Origin of the sequence: Candidatus Thiothrix sulfatifontis (assembly GCA_022828425.1) — a bacterium.
Taxonomy (GTDB): Bacteria; Pseudomonadota; Gammaproteobacteria; order Thiotrichales; family Thiotrichaceae; genus Thiothrix; species Thiothrix sulfatifontis.
In genome coordinates this window covers 906,451-929,725 of record CP094685.1, presented here as the reverse complement: position 1 = coordinate 929,725, position 23,275 = coordinate 906,451, and the positions used below count along the sequence as shown (strand labels likewise).

The following is a 23,275-nucleotide window of genomic DNA, read 5'->3' as shown; positions in this document are numbered from 1 at the left end:
CACAATGACTGCATTTACCGATTATATTGTTGCTGATATGGGCTTGGCTGCTTGGGGTCGTAAAGAACTTAACGTGGCTGAACATGAAATGCCGGGCTTGATGGCGATTCGTCACGAATACGCAGCGGCTAAACCATTGGCAGGGGCGCGTATTTCTGGCTCATTGCACATGACCATCCAAACCGGCGTGCTGATCGAAACATTGACGGCGCTGGGTGCGGACGTGCGCTGGGCTTCTTGCAATATTTATTCCACGCAAGACCATGCCGCTGCTGCTATTGCGGCGACAGGTGTGCCGGTATTCGCGTACAAAGGCGAATCATTGGAAGAATACTGGGATTACACCCACAAAATCTTCGAGTGGCCGAATGGCGAACAAGCCAATATGATTCTGGATGACGGCGGCGACGCGACGCTGTTGCTGCATTTGGGCGCACGCGCTGAACAAGACATCAGCTTGGTTTCCAAACCTGAAACCGAAGAAGAAACCTACCTGTACGCGGCGATTCGCGCCCGTCTGGAAACGTCTCCGAATTGGTACAGCACCCGTTTGGCAGAAATCCGTGGCGTAACCGAAGAAACCACTACCGGCGTGCATCGCTTGTACCAAATGCACGAACGTGGCGATTTGAAATTCCCCGGCATCAATGTCAATGATTCCGTGACCAAATCCAAGTTCGACAATTTGTACGGTTGCCGCGAATCATTGGTAGACAGCATCAAGCGTGCTACCGACGTGATGATTGCAGGCAAAGTAGCCGTGGTTGCGGGTTATGGCGACGTGGGCAAAGGTTCTGCACAAGCCTTACGCGCACTGTCTGCCCAAGTGTGGGTCACAGAAATCGACCCGATTTGCGCCCTGCAAGCGGCAATGGAAGGCTACCGTGTGGTCACGATGGAATACGCGGCTGACAAAGCTGACATTTTCGTCACCGCCACGGGTAACTTACACGTCATCACCCATGACCACATGGTGGCGATGAAAAACGAAGCCATCGTTTGTAACATCGGTCATTTCGACAACGAAATCGACGTTGCTTCACTGGAACAATACGAGTGGGATGAAATCAAGCCACAAGTTGATCACGTGATTTTCCCCGACGGCAAGCGTATTACCCTGCTGGCAAAAGGCCGTTTGGTAAACTTGGGTTGTGCGACTGGGCATCCGTCTTACGTCATGTCGTCGTCATTTGCGAACCAAACCATTGCGCAAATTGAGTTGTGGACAGAACGCGATTCCGGCAAATACCCAATTGGCGTTTACACCCTGCCCAAGCATCTGGATGAAAAAGTAGCGCGTTTGCAGTTGAAGACCCTCAACGCGCAACTCAGCACCTTGACCGAAAAACAGGCGCAATACATCAGTGTTGCGGTGGAAGGGCCTTACAAGGCTGACCATTACCGTTATTAAGGTGTAAGAACCCCTCACCCCCTAGCCCCCCTCTCCCGCAAGGGGCGAGGGGGAACTTGAGAGGCAACGTTATGATTGACGACCATCACCACGATCATCAACCCGATGATCTCGTTTTTAGCTTCGAGTTTTTCCCGCCCAAAACTGACAAAGGCGCGGAAAACTTGCGCGAAGTTCGCAACCAACTAGCAGCATTAGAACCGCGTTTCTTTTCCGTCACTTACGGCGCGGGCGGCTCAACGCAAGCGAATACCTTGAACACCGTGCTAGAAATCCAACGCGATTCTGGCATTGAAGCCGCGCCACACTTGTCGTGCGTGGGTTCGAGTGCCGAACAAATCCGCGAAACGCTGGACACCTACCGCAATAACGGCATCAAGCACATTGTCGCCCTGCGCGGTGATTTGCCGTCCGGTTCACGCGATTTGGGGCAATTCCGCTACGCCAACGAGCTGGTGGAATTTATCCGCAAGGAAACCGGCGACCATTTCAATATCGAAGTGGCAGCCTACCCCGAAATGCACCCGCAAGCCCCGAATCTTAGCGTCGACATCGACAATTTCGTGCGTAAGGTCAAAGCAGGTGCGAACAGCGCGATCACCCAGTATTTTTTCAATACTGACGCGTATTGGCACTTTGTGGATGAATGCGTGAAAAAAGGCGTGGACATTCCCATCGTCCCCGGCATTATGCCGATCACCAATTACGCACAACTGTCGCGTTTTTCGGACATGTGCGGCGCAGAAATTCCGCGCTGGTTGCGCAAGCAACTGGAAACGTATGCGGATGATACCGATGCGATTACCCAATTTGGCGAGGAATTCATCAGCCTGCTGTGTGAAAACTTGCTGGAAACGGGTGCGCCCGGCTTGCATTTTTACACCATGAATCGGGTCGAACCGACCATGAGCATTTGGAAAAACATCGGGTTAGCGGATTAATGCGCGTTCCGCGTTTTTATGTGCCGCAACCTTTCGCTGTCGGGCAGGAATTTGTCTTGCCCGACACGACTTTTCGCCATGCCATCCAAGTGTTGCGCTTAGGTGTGGATGAACCATTCATCCTCTTCAACGGTGAAGGTGGGGAATATCGCGCACAGATAAGCAACGTCAGCAAACGTGCTGCATCGGTGCTGATCGACAGTTTTTCCGCACTTGATACCGAATCTCCCCTTCACCTCACCCTCGTGCAAGCGGTTATCAAACCCGACAAGATGGATTTTGCCCTGCAAAAAGCCGTGGAGTTAGGGGTAAATACTATCCAGCCATTGATCACGCAACGTAGCGTCATCCGCATCGGCAAAGAACAGGCGGATAAAAAATTGCAGCATTGGGAAGGAATTATCATCGCGGCTTGCGAACAATCGGGGCGTAGCCGAATGCCGGAAGTGTCAGCACCACTGACACTGGAACGTTGGCTGGCCATGCCGTTTACGGGCACGCGGCTGATTCTCGCCCCCGGTAATTTTCCGCGCATTAATGCCCTGCCCTCGGATTTATCCACCCCGATTGCGCTCGTGATAGGCCCCGAAGGTGGGTTTACCGATGAGGAAGTGGGAAGCTGCGTGCAAGCAGGCGTTATGCCGGTCTCATTGGGGCCACGCATATTGCGCGCGGAAACGGCGAGTATCGCGGCACTGGCATTGCTCCAGCACCGCTTTGGCGATTTATAAGCTATTCGTCTACCAGTGGCGCGGGTAAGGCGTCGGTGGCCCGTTGCAAATACGTTTCCAGCGGCAACGGTGGGTTCGCGTGAATATTCAACGAACTCAACGCCTGATGGTAATACGGCTCGCTGGAAAACTCATTTGCCAGCGTCACTTGATCCAACACGCTAATCGCCCGCAACCCTAACGGCAACGCGCTCAACACCAAGGCAATGCCCAACGCAGGCAAGCGTTTCTGACTCAATACCCAATGCACATAGGCATACGACAACGCCGGTATCAACACAAAACCGCTCAGACCTGTCATTAACCATGTCGACGGTGCATCCGATGTCAGGAAATAGTCCAACCAGCCGCTAACTTCCTGCAATACCATCGGTACTAAATTAAACAGCGACACCACGCTCAAAGCCGGGGCGAACTCCCAACGGTGCGTCACCGCCCGTGTAATGCCACTAATCACCAAAGTCGCAATAATCATCCACAGCAATGTCGGCAACACGCCACTGATGTAAAACAACGCCTCTTTAGCCGTCGGCACATTCAAATAATCATTCAGCAACAACGATACCAGCGTTAATAGCAGCAGTAATGCGGCCCACACTGGCTTGCAAAAAGGCGTAAAAAGCCCCCCGCAACGGCTCACGTGCGTGGTTTCCACCGGCATCGCGGTCGATGCTAACCGCAGGCGGCGATTGCCCAACAATAACTGACTCGGAATCGGCGCTTGCGCGGGCTGCAACCCAAGCTGGTGTTTATTCAAACGCGTACCGTTTTCAGTCGACAAATTGTGAACGAATACCTGCCCCTTAGCGTCTTGCTCCAAGCGCAAATGGTAGGGCGACACCGAGTTATCGGAGAGAATCACATCATTATCCAATGCCCGCCCAATCGTTACCGGGAACTGCTCCAAACGGTGGTATTGATTCAAACCGCGTGTTTGGATCTCCAAAATCATGGTTGCCATTTGAAATCCCCCAACATGCGCCGCAACAACGCCATGCCACTCTCAAAAGTCGTGCCGGTCATGTCCAAATTAAACAGCATCCCCTGGCGCTTATGCCCCACCAACGCCGCTGTCACCAGCAAATCACTCAGCCCGGTATAATTGAGGTAATCACGCCGACACACCGTCATCTTGAACTCCTGCCCCGCAATCAGCGTAAAATCGGTAAAGCATTTGAAATCGGTCACGTCTTGCTTGCCCGCACCGCTGGCGGAAACGCTGACGTTCAAGCCTTCGTATTGGCGGTAAAAACGCGCCGGAAGCATTTCCCCCGCATCCAACCACACGTACTCATAATCCAAGGTGCCCACTTCCAGCTCATCATCCAAATAAATGCTGCTTTCATTGCTGCACTGGGTGAAATACGCACGCATTAAGGTATCCGGTTTGGGTTTATCGCTGTTATCCCAGCAACGCACCACGCCAGTAACATCCATCGGCACTTTGAAATGCCCCAGTTGCTGAAGCGTCCATTCCCGCTTCTGCAAATTTTGCACGTACTTATCGGCATTGCTTTTCAACTGCTCGGTAATGCGCTGCCCAATATCCGCATCCGCCTGAAACCCAGTCATTGTCAGCCGTTCCAGAATGATTGCCAAATAGTCAGCCGGTACGAGGTAACTCAAGCCATTGCCCGACGTCGCCACGTTGATCCCCACCACGTTTTTGTTCTCATCCAAGGTAGGGCCGCCACTCATCCCGGAATTCAGGCTGCCGGAAAACAGGATATTGTTATCATCGCTGGATTTCATCACGCCGTTATTGGTGCCTTCCACAATTGAAAAGCCCTTATCCATTGGATTGCCCAAAGAATATAACCGCGCCCCCTTGGGTGGAATCTTCGCAATTTGCAACGGTGTGCCCAAGTTGGTGTCGGCTTTCAACACCGCAAGGTCGTGCAACACATCCACCGCCAGCAATTCCAAACGCCCGGTATTGCCGGAAGTCGACAAATAATCCAAAGCAAAATCGCCTTCCGGGTTATTGATGTAGGTGCTGACCACGTGATAATTGGTCGCAATAATATCCGGGCGCATCACCACAAACGCCGAGCCAATCGCGGTTTTTTTGCCGGTTTGCTGATTGATCACCCGCACTTGGTACACCGACGCTTCCACATCGGAATAAATGGAAGAAGAACTGTTTTCCGCCCACGACGGCGAGGCGACCCCCAACCACAGGGTCGCCAACAAAAGCAAAAGTCTTAACGACACTAGGGCATTCCTTACCGCTTATAAGCTGGCAAATACATCTTTGGCAATGGCGATGGTTTCATCCAAATCGGCTTGGCTATGAGCGTTGGAAACAAATCCCGCCTCATACGCAGACGGCGCGAGATACACGCCCCGGTCTAACATGCCGTGGAAAAAGCGGTTGAATTGTGGAACATTGCATTGCGTCACTTGCGCGTAAGTGTCAATGCGGGATTCCGTGGTGAAGAACAAACCGAACATCCCCCCCACGTGCTGGGTGATAAACGGCACACCGGCAGTGTCGGCGACTTCCTGCAAACCTTCCAGTAAGTACTTGGTTTTGCTGGTCAACTCCGCGTAAAAATCATCGCGGGCAATGATTTCCAGCATTTTCAACCCTGCCGTCATCGCAATCGGGTTGCCGGATAACGTGCCAGCCTGATACACCGCGCCCAACGGCGACAACTGTTCCATAATGTCACGCCTGCCGCCGAACGCGCCGACCGGCATTCCGCCACCAATGATTTTACCCAGCGTGGTAATGTCGGGTTTAACGCCATACACCTGCTGCGCCCCGCCCAATGCCACGCGAAAGCCGGTCATGACTTCATCGAAAATCAGCACCGCACCCGACTGATCACAGACCTCGCGCAAGGTTTCGAGGAAACCGTCGACAGGCGGGATGCAATTCATATTGCCGGAAACGGGTTCGACGATAATGCAGGCAATTTCATGCCCACGCGCCGCGAACACTTCGCGCACCTGTGTGCTATTGTTATAGTCAAGCGTCAGGGTGTATTGCGCCAATGCTGCGGGAACACCGGGCGAACTCGGTTGTCCAAACGTCAATGCACCCGAACCGGCTTTCACCAGCAACGAGTCGCCATGACCATGATAGCCCCCTTCAAACTTGACCAAGAAATCGCGCCCGGTAAAACCACGCGCCAAGCGAATCGCCGACATGGTGGCTTCCGTGCCCGAACTGGTCATGCGCACCATGTCAATCGACGGCATGAGGGCGCAAATGCGCTCTGCCATAGTGATTTCCAACGCGGTGGGCGCACCGTAGCTCAAACCATCCACCGCAGCGGCTTGCACCGCAGCAACGACTTCGGGATGCGCGTGACCGGCGACCATCGGCCCCCACGAACCGACGTAATCAATCAGGCGATTGCCGTCTGCATCCCACATATACGCCCCTTGAGCACGGGCAATAAAACGGGGAGAACCGCCGACACTGCGAAAGGCACGTACCGGGGAATTAACCCCACCGGGAATGGAATGTTTGGCTTGCTCAAATAACGTTTCAGAACGGGTCACGGCTGGCATCCTTGGCAGAATTGACGATAACAGGGAAGGTTTATAATCTTACGCGAGAGGTTTACGCTTGAACAGTTACAAACTGAGTTTCAGCTTATTGGTAGCCATTGCTATCACCTTGGCTTATTTGTACGGCAAGCCCGATACACCGGCTACACCCTCGCAATCTGTCGCCACAGTAGCACACCTTGACGCCCCGAATACAGCCGCACGCTTGCCTTTTGCAGCAAGTACACCATTAACAGCAACGGCGCTGAAGGCTACCCAACGCCTTGCCCCGCCAACGCCAACGGCAATCACTGGATTGCTCGCCAAACTTGACCCCTTACTCAGTGAAATCCACACCCTTTTGCTGGAAATTTCCAGCTTGCAGCAACTGCTCTACAACCCTTATGACCCTTATCAACCCGTCGATGAAACCCTTCGCGAAACCTATCAACCGCGCATCGATGAATTATCCGAGCGCCTCGACAAACGCTTTGCGCAAGCCAAAGACATTTCCATCCCGCTTACCTTACGTGCCATGTGGGAACAAATACTCAACTTAGGACTGGAAGACCCCGCCAGCTCACAAGCACTCAGTTTAATGAGTTACGCGCTGGATGATGCCTTGTTTGAAGACATGCTCAGTGTGTTAGCCTCCGGCACCCATTCCGGCGTGGCGCGTTCCAACTTGGCATTCAGCACCTTACTGCCGCCAGAAACCCGGTATTACGACAACAACGTCACCGCAGCCAGCACCCAACCTGCTACCCCGCGCCAACAGCGCATTAAAGAATTTCTCGAAACCCAATTTCCGCGCGAAACCGACCCGGAGGTGCTCGGCACTTACCTGAACATTTATCAAACCATGTCACGCGATGCACATGGCTTGGTTTCACCGACACAATTTGCGCAACAAGTTGAAAACTTGCGCAACCACCTCGCACCGGATCAGTACTTCAGCTTTCGGTTGCAACAACAAGCACTGACATCCGCCAATACGGATGTGCCCGCTTTATTGCGCGACCTCAATAGCACCCCCATGACACCGCAACAACGCCAAGGCATGATGGCAATGCTCAGCAACACCCTTTTTATGGAACTTTCGCCCAATGCAGCAGAAAGCAATGTCAACCGCGTGATACCGGAACAACACCGGCAGTTATTGTTGCAATACCTCGACAATGGCTTAGCGCAACCCACCTTGCAAGACCGCTATGCGCTCTCCGAATACGGGACGCAGCGCTATGCCATGGAATTGCTCAAACACCGTGAACAAGCCGATGCGGTGTACTACCAACGCATTGTCGACAGCAAAACCTTAGCCGAACAGGTGGGCTTGATTTTGGGCGCACAAATGGCAGGCACACCCATTATGGATAAACTGCAAAACAATACGGCATTGCGCCAACGCCTCACCGCGCAATTGCAACAACCCAACTTAAGCGCGGATGCACGCTCGGCATTACAGGACGCGCTTAGCATGATCACGCTAGAAACGCCTATGCCGACTGAGCCAGACTATGTTCCCGAATCAGTGCCTGATAGCGGCTCGCCTGTTCTGCAATCGCCGGGCTACTGAATACATCGGTGATAACCGCCAGCATATCCGCGCCGTTTGCCAGCAAATCGGAAGCATTGTCCAACGTAATACCACCGATCGCGCAAATGGGTAGCGTGAGTTGCTGACGGGCTTCTTGCAGCAATTCCAGCGTAGCGCGGGGCGCATTGGGTTTGGTGGGTGAAGGGAAAAAGCTACCAAAAGCGATGTAATCCGCGCCCTGCTCCGCTGCACTCAGTGCCAGCTCTAATTGGTTGTAGCAGGATACACCGATAATCGCGGCTGTTCCCAAGGCTTCCCTTGCAGCAGTTAGGGCGGAATCGTCTCGCCCCACATGTACACCGTCGGCTTGTACCGCTTTTGCCAATGCCACATCGTCGTTGATGATGAAGAGTGCGTGGTGTTGCTGGCAGATGGAGTGCAAAGCAGCGGCTTCTTGTTCGCGCCGTGCTTGATCGGTGGTTTTGTCGCGGTATTGCACGATAGCTGCACCGCCGTGCAGGGCTTGTTCGACTTTGCTTAACAGTGTGTCGCCGGTTGAGCCGTCGGTGATGACGTAGAGTCCGTTTGGTGTCACGTTAATCCTTTAGTTGTCTTGCAAATGCCGTTCGCTATCCATGCTTTTGTGCAGAATTTTGCGCTCAAACGCTTCGCGGTCAAAGGATTGGGGTTGCCCACTGTTTTCACCCGCTATCAGAGATTCCCGCAAGCGTTGCACCCGTAACTCCTGCCCCTCAAAGTGATCAATGGGGGATATAGGTGTATTTTGAGACATCACACAATCCTCACGGCTATTGGCTTGCTTTCAGTTATACCCGAATTTGGTACTTTCGTCATGATCTAGTAGGGCAGATTTTCCTAGCAAGGCGTGAATAACACATGTGAACAAAAGTGTGATTTTCTTCATCCGGCTTCCGTTACCCCTCACCCCAACCCCTCTCCCTCAAGGGGCGAGGGGTTGTTCGGAGTGCGATGGCTGAAGCAACATCACACTTTTTTCATGTCTGCCGCCAATAAAACCGATCCGGTATCCACTGCCCCCGCCCCAGCTTCCGCCCCGCCTGCAAACTGCCCCACGTATACGCCTGCGCCGCTGCCACTGCTTTGCTCATCTCCATCCCCTTCGCCAGATTCGCCGCACACGCTGACGCCAGCGTACACCCCGAACCGTGGTAAGTTTCCGGCAGCCGTTCCCACAACCAGGTGCGCAAGCGCTTACCATCGCCATACAGCGCATTTTCCACGCGCTCGGTTGCGGCATGAGTCCCGGTCAGCAACACGTATTCACAGCCCTGATCCAGCAAGGAAAAGGCTTGTTCATCCAGCGTCTCACCACGTACCGCCAGTTGCGTAGCTTCCGGCACATTCGGCGTCAGTAACGTGGTAAGGGGCAACAAATACTCACGAATTGCCCCCAATAATTGCGCATTGGCAAAGTCCTTGCCGCCCCCTGCCGCCAACACCGGGTCAAGAATCACCGGCACATCCGGCGCTTGCAACAGAATACGATGCACCGCTTGCACCACCTCCACACTGCCCAGCAAACCGATTTTGAACGCCGCAATCGGCATATCCGCCAACAACGCTTCCGCTTGCTGCTCGATCAAATAATCCGCCAGCGGCTCAATGCGTTGCACATTGCGGGTATCTTGCACCGTCAAACAGGTAATAACACTCACCGCATGACAGCCTTGACTGGCAATCGCCTCGCTATCCGCCTGAATACCTGCCCCACCCGTGGGGTCATGCCCCGCCAAGGTCATTACCACCGGCACTGCCGATGCAACGCTATGCTCTGTTAGCAACAGGAATCTCCTAACCGTTTACTCACCATGACAACACCATCGTCCATCCCATCCTGATGACGGGTGAACCCCAAGCGCTGCATCAATTTCAGCATCCCGTGGTTATGCGGCAACACCTCGCCCTCAATGGTACGCAAGCCTTTTGCCCGCGCTGCCTCAATCAAGGTTTGCATCATTAAGCCACCCAAGCCCCGATTCTGCCAGCCATCGGCAATCACCAGCGCAAATTCGCAACTCATTTTATCGGGGTTAATCGCATACCGCGCCACCCCCATTTCCACTTCCTGCCCGTCTTGGCGGGTCAGTGCCAGAAACGCCATTTCACGGTCATAATCAATTTGCGTAAGACGCACCAGCATGTCGGGCGTGAGTTCGCGCAATGCCTGCATGAAACGCATGTACCGCGATTCTTTCGACAGGTTACGCACGAATTCCTGCTCCATTTCCGCGTCTTCGGGGCGAATCGGGCGAATCACAATGTCCGTGCCATCCGGCAATTGCTGGCGCTTCACCAAATCATTCGGGTAAGGGTGAATCGCCATGTGATCATAACGCCGCGCCGTGGTCGGCGGGTAGTTGATAATGAAACGCGCATCCACCGCCATTACCCCGTTAGCATCCGCCATCAGTGGATTGATGTCCATTTCCACTATTTCGGGCAATTCACACACCATTTCGGAGACGCGCTGCATCACTTTCCACAAGGAATCGAAATGGATCGGCGGCATATTGCGGAATTTACCCAGCAAACGCGCCACGCGGGTACGGCACACGGTTTTCTTGATCATGTAATCGTTCAACGGCGGCAATGCCACCGCACGGTCACGGTGAATTTCCACCGAGGTACCGCCCATGCCGAAACTGATCACCGGGCCGAATACCGGGTCACGCACCACGCCGATCATCAGTTCACGCGAGGAATTGCTGTGGTACATGCTTTCCACGGTCACGCCATCAATCCGCGCTTCCGGCAAATTACGGCGCGTGGTTTCCAGCAATTCTTGGTAAACGCTGCGTACCGCGTGGGCGCTGGCAACGTTGAGGCGCACCCCATCCACGTCCGACTTGTGGTGAATATCGGGGGAACTGATTTTCAGCACCACCGGATACCCCAACGATTCCGCCGCCACCAACGCTTCCGCCGGACTGCGCACCAAAATGGTCGGCAATGCGGGAATACGGAATGCTGACAAAATCGCACGCGATTCGGTGGTGGACAGCGCCCGCCGCCCTTCTGCCAACACGCTTTCAATAATCAAACGCGCCCCGTCCACATCCGGCTCGGTTTTTTGCTCCTGCACCGACGGCGGGACTTGCATCAGCAATTTCTGATTGCTGCGGTATTGGGTGAGGTAAGCAAACGCTTCGACCGCTGCTTCGGGGGTGCGGAAATGCGGCACACCGGCTTCTGCCAACAGCTTGCGCCCAACAGCGACCTGTTGCTCACCCATCCAGCAGGTCAGAATCGGTTTGCAATGCTTGGCTTTTTTATTGGCATCGCACGTACCGATCACCGTAGCAGCCACACCAGCGGGGTCGGTCATCGCCTGCGGGGTCAACATCACCAGAATGCCGTCGATGTTCTCATCCTGCATACAGATTTTCAGCGCTACCGCGTAACGTTCCGGGTCAGCATCACCGAGAATATCCACCGGATTGCCGTGCGACCACGTGAATGGCAATACTTTGTTCAATTCAGCCAACGTATTCGGCGCAAGTTCTGCTAGGCGCAAGCCCATTTCCACCGCCCGATCCGTCGCCATCACGCCGGGACCGCCGCCATTGGTAATAATCAGCAAGCGGTCTTGCTGCACGCGAATGCCGGAAGAAAGGATTTGTGCCGCCGAAAACAGTTGCGCAATGGTATTAGCGCGTACCACACCGGCACGTTCCAACGCGGCATCGAACGCGTCATCCCGCCCCACAATCGCGCCGGTGTGCGACATCACGGCGCGCGAACCTTCTTCGTAGCGCCCGGCTTTCAACACAATCACCGGCTTCATGCGCGAAGCGGTGCGCAAACCGCTCATGAAACCGCGTGCATCGTGAATCCCTTCCACGTACAGCAAAATGCTGTCAGTTTTGGGATCAAGCGCCAGATAATCGAGCGTGTCGCCGAAATCCACATCCGCCGTATCGCCCAAGGTAATCACGGTCGAAAAGCCAATACCTTGCGTGGCTGCCCAATCCAAAATCGCGGTACACATCGCACCGGATTGCGACACCAGCGCCAAATTGCCCGGTTGCGCCTGATTGCGGCTAAAGGTGGCATTCAAACCGACCGAAGGACGCATGATTCCCAAGCAATTGGGGCCAATAATGTGCATCGCGTACTGCCGCGCAATCTCAGTAATGTCTTTTTGCAGGCGTTGCCCGCGATTGCCCGCTTCAGCAAACCCAGCAGATAATACCACTACGCCTTTCACGCCGTGCTCGCCGCATTGCCGAATGATGCCGGGGACAGTCGCCGCCGGTGTTGCTACCACCGCCAAATCCACGGGCTTGTTTAATGCCAACAGATTCGGGTAAGCCGCCAGCCCTTGAACCTCAATGTGTTTGGGGTTAATCGGGTAAAGCGCCCCTTTAAAGCCAGCGGACAATAAATTCTGAAACACCACGGTTCCCACGGCCTTTTCTCGCTCACTCGCACCGAATACCGCGACGCTTTGCGGGGCAAATAGTTGATTTAAGTAATGGTGGCTCATGGCCAAAACCTCTATGATGAATAGTTACAAAAGCATGAAAACCGTCTTTTGCTGCATTGCAACATATCTTACTCTGATTTGTGTGAAAATAATATGACTGTCGCTGTAATTACCCATTCGCACTGCCATTTGCACGATAATGGCTCGCCTCACCATCCCGAATGTGCGGAACGTTTGGATGCCATTAACAACCGCATGATTATGTCGGGTGTCGACTGGATTTCACGCCATTACGACTCGCATTGTGCGGAGCGCGAACACTTGTTGCGGGTGCATGACGCGGAATACGTGGAGCGCGTGTTTGCTACCGCGCCCGCCAAAGGTCACACCATGCTCGACGGCGATACCGGCATGAATCCGCATTCGCTGGACGCGGCGTTGCACGCGGCGGGTGCTGCGGTCATGGCGGTCGATTTGGTGATGGCAGGTTCACACAAACACACGTTTTGCGCGATTCGCCCACCGGGTCATCACGCGGGGCGTAATCGGGCGGCAGGCTTTTGCATTTTCAACAATGTGGCGGTGGGCGCGGCTCACGCGATTGATGTGTATGGGATTGAACGGGTCGCGATCATTGATTTCGATGTGCACCACGGTGACGGTACCGAAGAGATTTTTAGCGGCAATGACAACGTAATGTTTTGCTCATCCTTCCAACACCCGTTTTACCCGTTTAGCGGCGCGGATAGCGATGCCGACAATGTTTATAATTTGCCGCTGCCCGCTGGAACGGGTGGTGCAGCTTGGCGTGAAGCCGTGGAAACTTATTGGTTGCCCGCTTTGCGTGCGTTTAAACCGGAATTGGTGATGATTTCTGCGGGGTTTGATTCGCATTTGGAAGACGATATGGGCGGCTTTAACTTGGTGGAACGTGATTATGTGTGGATCACCAACGAACTGTGCCAAATTGCCAAGGAATTTGCCGCAGGTCGCGTGGTGTCGTGTTTGGAAGGCGGCTATGAATTGTCACCGCTGGGGCGAGCAGTAACAGCGCACATTAAAGAGCTGGCAGAATTTCATTAAGCTTGGTATGTGGGAATATGGGAATATAACCAATAATTAATATTTATCCATACTCCCAAATTCATACGTTTTTTTAATTTGCAAATCAATAAAAGCGTGTTTTCTTATCGGGCTACACGCTAGAATCAAACGAACAAAATATAGTATTCTGTTTGCCACTTCGGGAATGCACCCCATCCCAATCTGCACACTTTGGGTCACATAACGGTGCATCTCACAGGATTCCAACATGTCTTTGACGGAGGAGCCTCAATGACGGATGTCGTTGCAACCAACCAGACCATTATCGTCGTCGGCGGCGGTATCAGTGGCATGACCACTGCACTCGAAGCAGCCGAAACGGGTAAGCAGGTCATTTTGCTAGAAAAACGCCCTTACTTAGGGGGACGTGTTTCCCAGCTTTACAAATACTTCCCTAAAATGTGTCACCCGACCTGCGGTCAAGAAATCAATCAACGCCGCATCAAGATGAACAAAAATCTCACGGTGATCACCCAAGCGGAAGTTTCCAACATCAGCGGAGACAAAGGTGATTACACGGTTTCCGTGACCATTACCCCGCGTTACGTCAACAGCAATTGCACCGCGTGCGGCGACTGCGCCAAGGCTGCAACGACTGAATTTGACGACGAATTCAACTACAACCTCGGCAAGCGCAAGAGCGTTTACCTGCCCAACGCGATGGCATTCCCGCAGCAATACGTGATTGACCAGCGCATCATTGGCACTGCCGAAGCCGACGCTGCCAAAGCTGCCTGCAAATACGGCGCAATCGAACTGGATCAGCAAGTCGAAACCCTCGACCTGAAAGCCGGTGCGGTGGTGTTTGCGACAGGCTGGAAACCTTACGACGCGAACAAGATTCAGGCTTACGGTTACGACCGTTTTGCCAACGTCATTACCAACGTCGAATTTGAACGCTTGATGGATCCACACGGCCCCACGGGCGGCAAATTGCTGCGCCCATCCGACGGCAAAGAAGCGAAAAACATCGCCTTCATTCAATGCGCGGGTTCGCGGGACAAAAACCATCTGGCGCATTGCTCACGCATTTGCTGCATGGCTTCCCTCAAGCAAACCAACTACGTGCAAGAAAAGTTTGGTGACGACGGTAAATCCACGATTTACTACATCGACATGCGGGCGATTGACCGTTTTGACGATTTCTACCAAAACGTGCAAGCCAACCCGAACGTCAGCTTCATCAAGTCTAAAGTGGCAAAAGTTGAAGAAGACAAAGCGACTGGCAACCCCGTGCTGCACGGCGTGGATACCGAAGGTTACAAGCGTTACGCCAACCAACACGATCTGGTGGTACTGGCAACGGGCATGGAACCGAGCGTGGATTTCAAAGGTTTCCCGATCAAGATTCTGGTCAACGATGAAGGCTTCATCGAACATGACGACAGCAACGGCGGCATTTTTGCGGCTGGGGTTGCCTCCGACGCGCTGGACGTAAACCGCGCAGTGCAACACGCCACGGCTGCGGCTTTGCGTGCGGTGCAAGTCGTCAATCAGGTAGCAGGAGCATAAGATGAAAATTGGTGGTTATCTGTGTACGGGTTGCGGTATCGGCGACCGTCTTGACACTAAATCCCTCGAATCAGTAGCCGTGCGCGAAGGTCGGATTGGCTTCTGCAAAACCCACGACTTCCTGTGCAGTCAGGCAGGCGTGGACATGATCAAAGCCGACATGGCGTTAGAAGGCGACGACCAAGTGACCAAAGCGGTCATTATGGCGTGTTCGCGTCGTGCCAAAACCGAAAGTTTCAACTTCGGGGCAGTACCAACCGCTCGTGTAAACTTGCGTGAAGGTGTTATCTGGATTCGTCCCGAAGGCAGCGAACACGACGAAACCACGCAGGAAATGGCAGCCGACTACATCCGCATGGGTTGCGCCGAAGTCAAGGCGATGCAACAAGCCGATGCTAGTGGTGAACAAGGCAAAAACAACCACATTATGGTGGTCGGCGGCGGCATTACCGGCATGACAGCGGCACTCGAAGCCTCCAAAGCCGGTTACTACGCCAGCATTATCGAAAAGTCCGACCGTTTGGGCGGCGTGATGGGGCAACTCAAGCAACGCCAGCCAGAACATTCCCCGTTCCAAAACCCGCAAGATACCGGCGTTGCAGCCCTGATCGCAGCGGTCGAAGCGGATGACAAAATCACCGTTTACCTGAGTTCAACCATCGCGAAAACCGCTGGTGCGCCGGGGCGTTTCGAGGTGGATATTGCCTCTACGGTAGGCGCAGGCACGCACGCTGAGTTTGGCGCGATTGTGCAAGCCACTGGCTTCACCCCTTACGATGCCAATAACCTGCCAGAATTCAGCTACGGCAAATCGCCGAACGTTGTGACTCAACTGGAACTGGAAGCACTGGCTCGCGCCGCAGGCGATGGCCCAATCAAACGTGCCGACGGTAAAGTGGTCGAAAACGTGGTCTTCGTTCAATGCGCGGGTCAACGCAGCACCAAAGAAGGGCATTTGTCCTACTGTTCGGGTCATTGCTGCGCTACCAGCATCAAGCAAGCGATGTATTTCAAAGACACTAACCCTGACATTGAAACCACCGTGTTGTTTGACGACATCCGTACACCGGGTGCTGGCGGCGAAAATTTCTACCGCAGTGCGCAAGACAAGTTTGTGACTTTCCGTAAAGGCAAAGTTTCCACGGTTGACGTTAAGGGCAATGATTTGCAAGTCAATTTCAAAGACTTGATCCTTGACGAAGACGCACACATGGGCGCGGATTTGGTGGTATTGGCGACGGGGATGTTACCCAACTCCGGTACTGACATCGACACCATGAAGGACAAGGACGAAAGCGGCGAAGTGAAAGTCTCCGTCCAATCCATCCTCAACCTGAACTACCGCCAAGGCCCGGATATGCCGCAATTGGTGAATGGTTTCACCGATTCGCATTTCATCTGCTTCCCGTATGAAACCCGCCGCACGGGTATCTACAGCGCAGGCCCGGTACGCCGCCCGATGGATGCCGCGCAAGCGCAAACCGACGCAATGGGCGCGGTGATGAAAGCGATTCAGGCGATTGAAAACTCCGCGATTGGTCGCGCTGCCCACCCACGTTCCGGTGACTTGAGCTTCCCATCGTTCCGTAAGGAAGGTTGTACCCAGTGCAAACGCTGCACCGTGGAATGCCCGTTCGGTGCGATTGACGAAAACGAAAAAGGCTACCCGCAATACAACGAAGCGCGTTGCCGCCGTTGCGGGACCTGCATGGGTGCTTGCCCGGTACAGGTTATTTCCTTCAAGAACTACTCCATCGAAACCGTCGGGGCGCAATTGAAAGCCGTCGATGTGCCGGATGAGTTCCAGGAAAAGCCGCGTATTCTGGTACTGGCGTGTGAAAACGATGCCTACCCTGCCCTCGACATGGCAGCGATGAAGCGCAACGAATCCAGTGCGTTTATCCGCGTGATTCCAGTACGTTGCCTCGGTTCGACCAACACCATCTGGATCAAGGATGCGTTGGGTAGCGGCTACGACGGCGTGGTGATGATGGGCTGCAAAAAAGGCGCAGATTATCAGTGCCATTTTGTCAAAGGCTCGGAAATGGCGCATGTGCGGATGGCAAAAATCGGCGACACCCTGTCTACCATGAACCTCGAAGCCGAGCGCGTCGCGGTGCATGAAGTTGCCATTACCGACATCGACCGCGCCCCGAAATTGCTCGACGAAATGGTGGCAGTCATCAACCGCGTCGGTCTCAGCCCGTTCAAGTTCTAAGGAGGATGCTGGAATGACTACTGCTGTCAATCAAGCGATGGTTGAAAAATACAAAGGCAACTTCCTCAAAGAAGTGACGGATAACGTCGAGGAAGGCAACTGGGTCAAAATGTGTATGCAGTGTGGCGTGTGTTCCGGTTCGTGTCCGCTAGGGCCGCACTGGGATCACCCGCCGCAAGAATTGTTCATGATGATCCGCGCCAACAAGCGTGACGAAGTGCTGTCGTCCACCTCGATGTGGATGTGTACCTCGTGCTACAACTGCGTGGCACGTTGCCCGCGTGGTCTGCCGATTACGCACATCATGCACGGCTTGGCGCACTACGGTAAGCGCATGGGCATGAAACCCAAGAACCAGCCGACGGAAAAATTCGGGCAAATGTTCTGGGATAACCTGATCAAGAAAGGTCGTGTCAACGAGCTGAAACTGGGTCTGGGCTTGTACTTCAAAGACGGTTTCGCCGAAGGCTTGAAAGTGTCGATGGGCAAGCAAAAACTGGGTATGAACATGATGAAAGCCAAGCGTATGTCACCGATGGAAATGCTCGGTGGGCATGGCGTTAGCGATCTTTCTGGCTTCCACGCCATGCTGAAAAAAGCCGAAGAGCTGGAAGCAGCACGTGTCGGCGCAAACACTGACGCGAAATGAGGAGGATGAGGTAACAATGGCAAAGCATGAATATTCTTACTACCCCGGCTGTTCTTCCCAGAAGGGAGCATCGTCTTCCAACCTGGAAAAGTCGGTGGAAACCCTGTGCGAAGAGCTGGACATCAAGCTCAACCCAATCCCGGATTGGAACTGCTGCGGCGCATCCATCGGTTATGCTGGCGGTGGCGAATTGCCACGTATGACGCTTTCCGCGCGTAACTTGGCCTTGTCCGAAAAGCATCACCCGGATCAGGACGTGGTAGCCACTTGCGCGGCTTGCTGGCTCAACACCCGCGAAGTGCAGGAACGCTTGAACCACAACCCTGCCCTGAAAGCCGAAACCAATATTGCGCTGCAATCGGTCAAGCTGGAATACAAGGGCAACAAAAAAGTCCGCCACATGGTGGAAGTGTTGATCGAAGACATCGGTTACGACGTGTTGGGTTCCAAGGTTAAAAAGCCACTGGAAGGGCTGAAAATCGCCGGTTACGTCGGTTGCCAAACCAACCGCCCCTTCGGGATTGACGGCGAATCGTTCGAGAACCCGATGTATCTGGATAAGATGGTCGAAACCCTTGGCGCAGAAGCACTCACCAAGTACGACAAAAAAGTGGCTTGCTGTAGCGGTGCGCTGATGTTCTCTGAACCCGAAAAAGGTCAGGCATTGGTCAAAGACATCATCGAATCCGCTTACGACAGCGGTGCGAACATGATCGTCACCCCTTGCCCCCTGTGCCAAGCCAACGTTGAAATCTACCAAGATGACATCAATGCGCGTTACAAGACCAATTTCGACATGCCGGTCATGTACTACAGCCAGTTGATGGACGTGGCGTTCGGGCGTTCCGCGTTGGATGCAGCGTTGAATGGCAATATCATCCAGTCCAAGCGACTGCGTGAAATTGCGGACAAATAAGCGCTAACTAACCGTTTATCGCACGTTTAGGGAAAAGGGGGCATAATGTTCCTTTTTTCTTGCCAAGGAATTGATAAACATGAAAACCACCACATTATTAATGCTGGCTGTGGCACTCTCCGGCAGCGTTTTTATGGCAGCATGTTCGGATAAAACCGCCACAACGAGTACCACAGGCACTTCTTCCCCACAAGCAACGGATATTAAAATGGTCGATTTAGTTAAAACGGATGTAAAAGTAGGCGACGGCACGGAAGCCACCGCTGGCAAGATGGTTTCTGTGCATTACACAGGCTGGTTGTACGACGAAAAAGCTGCCGACAAGCACGGCACGAAATTTGACAGTTCGCGTGATCGTGGGCAGCCTTTCGAGTTCCCACTCGGTGGTGGGCGTGTTATCAAAGGTTGGGATGACGGCGTGCAAGGCATGAAAATCGGCGGGCAACGTACTTTAGTCATTCCTGCGGAAATGGGCTACGGTGCGCGTGGCGCGGGCGGCGTGATTCCACCGAACGCGACCCTGATCTTTGACGTTGAGCTGCTCGGCGTTAACTAATCGGCGAAGCGGATTTCCCGCACATCCCACGCTTGATCGTTCGCGGTCAACACCAAACAGGATGGCCCGCCGTGATTGCGGGTCAGCCCTGCTGCACCGGGGTTCACCACCCACGGCAATGCGCTTTTGTCTTGCACCATTTTATGGGTATGCCCGTACACGATCATTCGTGCATCAGGGTGTTGCGCCCGCAAGGAATCGTGGCAAGGCGTGTGATGCCCGTGCTCATGCCCATGCTCAATGCAAATCTTGCCACCCGGCAATTCCAGCTCGCTAATGGATGGCAAGGGGAAATCGACCATGCAACGCGGCTCGTTGTTACCCGCCACCGCAATCACCATCGCGCTTTTCGGCTGCATTGCCGCGAGTACATTTTCCCCGCAAATATCCCCCGCATGAATGGCGTAATCACACTCACGGATGATTTCGATAATGCGCGGGTCAAGATGCCCGTGTGTATCAGAAATAATCGCTACAGAAACCGTCATGGTTATACCTCCCCAAACTGTTGATGCACTTGTGATTATCGCAACAGCAAAAACCCGGCACAAGGCCGGGTTTTTGAATGCTTGGTTAAGCCGAAGGCTTATTACCAGCGACCACCGCGTGAACCACCGCCGCCGTTGCCGCCGCCAAAACCACCGCCGCCGCTGCGATTGTTATCGCGTGGTGCTTGTGGTTTTGCTTCGTTAACTTTCATGCCGCGACCGCCCATATCAGCGCCGTTCAGACCGTCGATAGCTTTTTGAGCTTCGCCGCTGTTAGACATTTCTACGAATGCGAAACCTTTGTTTTGCCCAGTATCACGGTCAGTGATAACGCTAACAGAAGTCACTTCGCCGTATGCAGCGAATTTTTCTTGCAGACCTTGTTGCGTAACAGAATAAGGCAAATTGCCAACGTAAAGCTTAGTAGCCATGAGAACCTCCTTAAGGTTTTCGTAAACCGTTCAAGAGGATGTAGACAGGATGCCCGCAGACTCGATAGAAACGATGTAAATTGAGACCCTAAGTATACAGGTTTTCTGGCGGGTAGATAGTCCGCCAGTCGGATAAAACCAAAATAACCCGAAAACGGATGCGATTAGCGAGGTTTTGATTAAGCTGTGTTCGAGCCACTGTCTAAGGCGGCTTGACGCTCTTCTTCGGTGCGTTTCAAGTGCAATTCAACCGCCGCTTTGTGGCGCAATTCAATAATGTCTTTGCGCTCTTCCCAACGTTTTTCGAGCACATTGGCGTGCGTGGGGATGGTTTGCTCATCAAACAACACTTGGCGCAGCAAACGGAACGCGAACTTTTGCAAAACCACGTCATCTTGAAACGCAGTGCGCTCGTCATCGCCAATCATGTAAACCTTCGCAAACGCGGGGCTTTCCACAAAACGCCGAAAACGGTCAATGTCGAAGCTTGCCATGAAATACAACTGAAAACTCAGCGGATCAGGCTTGCCAATCGCGGGGCCTGCTGATTTCTTTTTCAGCATCAACTGCATCCATTCGCGGTTGATTGCGTCGTATTCCGGCACGCCTTGCTGCTCGCGGTAATCACGCACGGTGATCACCTGTTCACTTTTCCAACCTTGGCAGTGTGCTTCCTGATTGCGGAAATAGTATTGTTTATCTTCTGAAGAACCGGAGGCGCGATGCGACAACAGCCCCAACCCGTAATAACGGCACGCGGCAGGACGATCTTCGTAAACGCTACAGCCTGTTTCACGCACAAACAGACACGCTTTGGTTTCGTCAGTGCGCAACTTGACGCCGGGTGTGCCGTGACCATCGGTCTCAAACGGCACCGTATGCTGGTCGAGGAACTCGCTCGACGTCATACCTAGGCGTTTTTTCAAGCGAATGATGTCATACGGTGCAAGCGTCACATCCGCCGCTTTGCAGCAACTGTTGAAACAGGAAACACCGGGGTGGCAGTGAAACTGAATAACAGTATCATCCGTCAGCAGTTCGGGAACGAGAGAGCTTTGGAATTCTTCGGGAATGTCGAGTTTTTCAGCCATGATTGTTATTACCCAGTGTGCTGTGTGAGACAAAAAGAAAAACGGTGGGTAGCGCGGCGCTCCACCCACCCTACGGCTTATAGCGCGAATTCGGGTAGCTTTTTCTCCAGCAATACGTGCTTTAAGGTGACGTATTTCGGCATCCCGTTTTCGTATGGCGGGTAATCCTCGCCGTCGATCAGCGGTAACAAGTATTCGCGGCAAGCATCCGTAATGCCGTAGCCATCTTCAGAGATGTATTCCATTGGCATCATTTTTTCGACGTTGGCGATGTCCTTCAACTCGCCGATGCCAATGTGCCACTGATACGGGTTGTTGGAGGTGCGAATAACCGCTGGCATGACCGAGTTTTTGCCTTCCAACGCCAACTCAACCGCCGCTTTACCCAGCGCATACGCCTGTTCCACATCAGACTTGGACGACAAATGACGTGCCGCACGTTGCAGGTAATCCGCCACCGCCCAGTGGAATTTATAGCCCAGTGCGTCTTTGATCATATTGGCAACCACCGGCGCAGCACCGCCCAATTGCGCATGACCAAACGAGTCGCGCGTGCCCTGCTCTGCCAAGAACGTACCGTCGGGGTAATGGCAACCTTCGGACACCACGATGCTGCAATAGCCGTACTGTTTCACTTTCGCATCGACGGTCGCGAGGAATTTTTCCTGATTGAATTCAACTTCGGGGAACAGGATCACGACGGGAATATCGTTGTTCGCATCGGCTGCCAAACCGCCTGCCGCAGCAATCCAGCCCGCATGACGCCCCATCACTTCCAGCACGAAAATCTTGGTGGAGGTGGCACACATGGAGGCTACGTCGTAGCTGGCTTCACGGGTGGAAACCGCGATGTACTTGGCAACCGAACCAAAACCGGGGCAGTTATCGGTCACAGGCAAATCGTTATCCACGGTTTTGGGCACGTGGATGGCTTGAATCGGGAAGCCCATTGAATCTGCCAATTGCGAAACTTTCAAACAAGTGTCCGCCGAGTCGCCGCCGCCATTGTAGAAGAAGTAGCCGATGTTATGCGCTTTGAACACCTCAATCAGACGGTCGTATTCGCGCTTGTTCTTTTCCAAGCTCTTCATTTTGTAGCGGCAAGAACCGAATGCACCGGATGGGGTGTGACGCAATGCCGCAACATCGGCGTCGGAAACCTTGCTGGTATCAATCAGGTTTTCCAGCAATGCGCCGATAATGCCGTTTTGACCCGCGTATACCGTGCCGATTTTGTCGCTGTGCTGGCGGGCGGTTTCAATCACGCCGCAGGCTGAAGCGTTGATGACGGCGGTAACACCACCGGACTGTGCGTAAAAAGCATTTTTAACGGTCATAAACACAAACTCCTCTATGCTGTGGGGAAATTCTGCTGGCGTTCGCTCTCGTGATCTGCCTGCAAACGCAGCAAGAAGAGCACGCAGTCGCCTAAATCGGTGTATTCTTCAATGCCGGTGCTGAATTGTTCTTTGGCAGAGTAGAAAAATTGGGAGCGGTAGCGGTTCTCGCCGGTCTTGGCGACGAGGAAGGTACAACCGTTGTGTTCCCAATACAGTGCGGGGCAAGCGGTTACGTCACGGTCGGCTTTGGACAGGCGTAATTCGACTTCGACTTCTTCCGCGACGATGCCGCCTTTGCGCCACCGCTCATTAATGCTTTGCTGGATAATGGATGTTTCGAGGGCGGTCAAATCAGGAATTGCCATACTGTGCTGCCTCCAT

The 23,275-nt window shown here is 53.5% G+C and carries 22 protein-coding genes; 10 read left to right on the top strand and 12 right to left on the bottom strand.

Going from position 1 to position 23,275, the window contains the following annotated elements; translation table 11 throughout:
• Nucleotides 1-4 precede the first annotated feature (4 nt).
• The 3 genes from ahcY to L3K52_04690 all read left to right on the top strand — a co-directional run bounded on the left by ahcY (nucleotide 5) and on the right by L3K52_04690 (nucleotide 3,083).
• Nucleotides 5-1,411, top strand: a complete 1,407-nt coding sequence (gene ahcY / locus L3K52_04700; protein UOG93036.1) for an adenosylhomocysteinase — start codon at nucleotides 5-7, stop codon at nucleotides 1,409-1,411.
• A 71-nt stretch (nucleotides 1,412-1,482) separates the two neighbouring features.
• Nucleotides 1,483-2,352 carry a methylenetetrahydrofolate reductase [NAD(P)H] gene (metF, locus tag L3K52_04695; protein UOG93035.1) on the top strand — a complete coding sequence of 290 codons (870 nt, stop codon included), beginning with the start codon at nucleotides 1,483-1,485 and terminating at the stop codon, nucleotides 2,350-2,352.
• Nucleotides 2,352-3,083: a 16S rRNA (uracil(1498)-N(3))-methyltransferase gene (locus L3K52_04690; GenBank protein UOG93034.1), complete on the top strand. Its 732-nt coding sequence runs from the start codon at nucleotides 2,352-2,354 to the stop codon at nucleotides 3,081-3,083. The genes metF and L3K52_04690 overlap by 1 nt, the downstream gene beginning before the upstream one ends.
• A 1-nt stretch (nucleotide 3,084) precedes the next feature.
• On the opposite strand, the gene L3K52_04685 is transcribed toward L3K52_04690, so the two are convergent.
• From L3K52_04685 to hemL, 3 genes are read right to left on the bottom strand one after another with little or no spacing between them, the layout of a single operon-like run.
• On the bottom strand, nucleotides 3,085-4,044 hold the full coding sequence (locus L3K52_04685) for an FHA domain-containing protein (protein ID UOG93033.1): 960 nt from the start codon (nucleotides 4,042-4,044) through the stop codon (nucleotides 3,085-3,087).
• Nucleotides 4,032-5,297, bottom strand: a complete 1,266-nt coding sequence (locus tag L3K52_04680; GenBank protein UOG93032.1) for a serine protease — start codon at nucleotides 5,295-5,297, stop codon at nucleotides 4,032-4,034. The genes L3K52_04685 and L3K52_04680 overlap by 13 nt, the downstream gene beginning before the upstream one ends.
• 18 nt (nucleotides 5,298-5,315) lie before the next feature.
• A complete protein-coding gene (gene hemL / locus L3K52_04675) occupies nucleotides 5,316-6,596 on the bottom strand; it encodes a glutamate-1-semialdehyde 2,1-aminomutase (protein UOG93031.1) in 1,281 nt (426 codons plus the stop codon).
• Between the two features lie 67 nt (nucleotides 6,597-6,663).
• Here hemL and L3K52_04670 point away from each other — a divergent pair, with 67 nt between their 5' ends.
• Nucleotides 6,664-8,160, top strand: coding sequence for a hypothetical protein (locus L3K52_04670; GenBank protein ID UOG93030.1), 1,497 nt, complete (start codon nucleotides 6,664-6,666; stop codon nucleotides 8,158-8,160).
• Here L3K52_04670 and thiE read toward each other — a convergent pair.
• The 4 genes from thiE to L3K52_04650 all read right to left on the bottom strand — a co-directional run bounded on the left by thiE (nucleotide 8,081) and on the right by L3K52_04650 (nucleotide 12,649).
• Nucleotides 8,081-8,716: a thiamine phosphate synthase gene (gene thiE / locus L3K52_04665; protein ID UOG93029.1), complete on the bottom strand. Its 636-nt coding sequence runs from the start codon at nucleotides 8,714-8,716 to the stop codon at nucleotides 8,081-8,083. The genes L3K52_04670 and thiE overlap by 80 nt on opposite strands.
• 9 nt (nucleotides 8,717-8,725) lie before the next feature.
• Complete coding sequence (locus tag L3K52_04660; GenBank protein ID UOG93028.1) at nucleotides 8,726-8,914, bottom strand: type II toxin-antitoxin system ParD family antitoxin; 189 nt, start codon at nucleotides 8,912-8,914, stop codon at nucleotides 8,726-8,728.
• Nucleotides 8,915-9,137: 223 nt separating this feature from the next.
• Nucleotides 9,138-9,944: a hydroxymethylpyrimidine/phosphomethylpyrimidine kinase gene (locus L3K52_04655; protein ID UOG93027.1), complete on the bottom strand. Its 807-nt coding sequence runs from the start codon at nucleotides 9,942-9,944 to the stop codon at nucleotides 9,138-9,140.
• Complete coding sequence (locus L3K52_04650) at nucleotides 9,938-12,649, bottom strand: bifunctional acetate--CoA ligase family protein/GNAT family N-acetyltransferase (protein UOG93026.1); 2,712 nt, start codon at nucleotides 12,647-12,649, stop codon at nucleotides 9,938-9,940. Before L3K52_04650 ends, L3K52_04655 begins: the two co-directional genes overlap by 7 nt.
• A gap of 93 nt (nucleotides 12,650-12,742) precedes the next feature.
• Here L3K52_04650 and L3K52_04645 point away from each other — a divergent pair, with 93 nt between their 5' ends.
• The 6 genes from L3K52_04645 (at nucleotide 12,743) to L3K52_04620 (ending at nucleotide 19,544) form a co-directional block, all read left to right on the top strand.
• The gene (locus L3K52_04645) at nucleotides 12,743-13,672 is read left to right on the top strand and encodes a histone deacetylase family protein (protein ID UOG93025.1); all 930 of its coding nucleotides are present in this window, start codon (nucleotides 12,743-12,745) and stop codon (nucleotides 13,670-13,672) included.
• Between the two features lie 252 nt (nucleotides 13,673-13,924).
• Nucleotides 13,925-15,205, top strand: coding sequence for an FAD-dependent oxidoreductase (locus L3K52_04640; protein ID UOG93024.1), 1,281 nt, complete (start codon nucleotides 13,925-13,927; stop codon nucleotides 15,203-15,205).
• A 1-nt stretch (nucleotide 15,206) separates the two neighbouring features.
• Nucleotides 15,207-17,423, top strand: a complete 2,217-nt coding sequence (locus L3K52_04635; GenBank protein UOG93023.1) for a hydrogenase iron-sulfur subunit — start codon at nucleotides 15,207-15,209, stop codon at nucleotides 17,421-17,423.
• A gap of 13 nt (nucleotides 17,424-17,436) precedes the next feature.
• Complete coding sequence (locus tag L3K52_04630) at nucleotides 17,437-18,072, top strand: 4Fe-4S dicluster domain-containing protein (GenBank protein UOG93022.1); 636 nt, start codon at nucleotides 17,437-17,439, stop codon at nucleotides 18,070-18,072.
• Between the two features lie 16 nt (nucleotides 18,073-18,088).
• Nucleotides 18,089-18,988, top strand: a complete 900-nt coding sequence (locus L3K52_04625; protein UOG93021.1) for a CoB--CoM heterodisulfide reductase iron-sulfur subunit B family protein — start codon at nucleotides 18,089-18,091, stop codon at nucleotides 18,986-18,988.
• 79 nt (nucleotides 18,989-19,067) lie between these two features.
• Nucleotides 19,068-19,544 carry an FKBP-type peptidyl-prolyl cis-trans isomerase gene (locus L3K52_04620; protein UOG93020.1) on the top strand — a complete coding sequence of 159 codons (477 nt, stop codon included), beginning with the start codon at nucleotides 19,068-19,070 and terminating at the stop codon, nucleotides 19,542-19,544.
• Here L3K52_04620 and L3K52_04615 read toward each other — a convergent pair.
• From L3K52_04615 to L3K52_04595, 5 genes are all read right to left on the bottom strand, one after another.
• A complete protein-coding gene (locus tag L3K52_04615; GenBank protein UOG93019.1) occupies nucleotides 19,541-20,032 on the bottom strand; it encodes a metallophosphatase family protein in 492 nt (163 codons plus the stop codon). The genes L3K52_04620 and L3K52_04615 overlap by 4 nt on opposite strands.
• Before the next feature lie 101 nt (nucleotides 20,033-20,133).
• Nucleotides 20,134-20,463, bottom strand: a complete 330-nt coding sequence (locus tag L3K52_04610; GenBank protein ID UOG93018.1) for an RNA-binding protein — start codon at nucleotides 20,461-20,463, stop codon at nucleotides 20,134-20,136.
• A gap of 179 nt (nucleotides 20,464-20,642) precedes the next feature.
• Nucleotides 20,643-21,554, bottom strand: a complete 912-nt coding sequence (locus L3K52_04605; GenBank protein UOG93017.1) for a YkgJ family cysteine cluster protein — start codon at nucleotides 21,552-21,554, stop codon at nucleotides 20,643-20,645.
• A 77-nt stretch (nucleotides 21,555-21,631) separates the two neighbouring features.
• The gene (locus tag L3K52_04600; protein UOG93016.1) at nucleotides 21,632-22,891 is read right to left on the bottom strand and encodes a 6-phosphofructokinase; all 1,260 of its coding nucleotides are present in this window, start codon (nucleotides 22,889-22,891) and stop codon (nucleotides 21,632-21,634) included.
• Between the two features lie 14 nt (nucleotides 22,892-22,905).
• Nucleotides 22,906-23,259 (bottom strand): hypothetical protein, encoded by a 354-nt coding sequence (locus tag L3K52_04595; protein UOG93015.1) that lies wholly within the window; start codon nucleotides 23,257-23,259, stop codon nucleotides 22,906-22,908.
• Nucleotides 23,260-23,275: the final 16 nt, after the last annotated feature.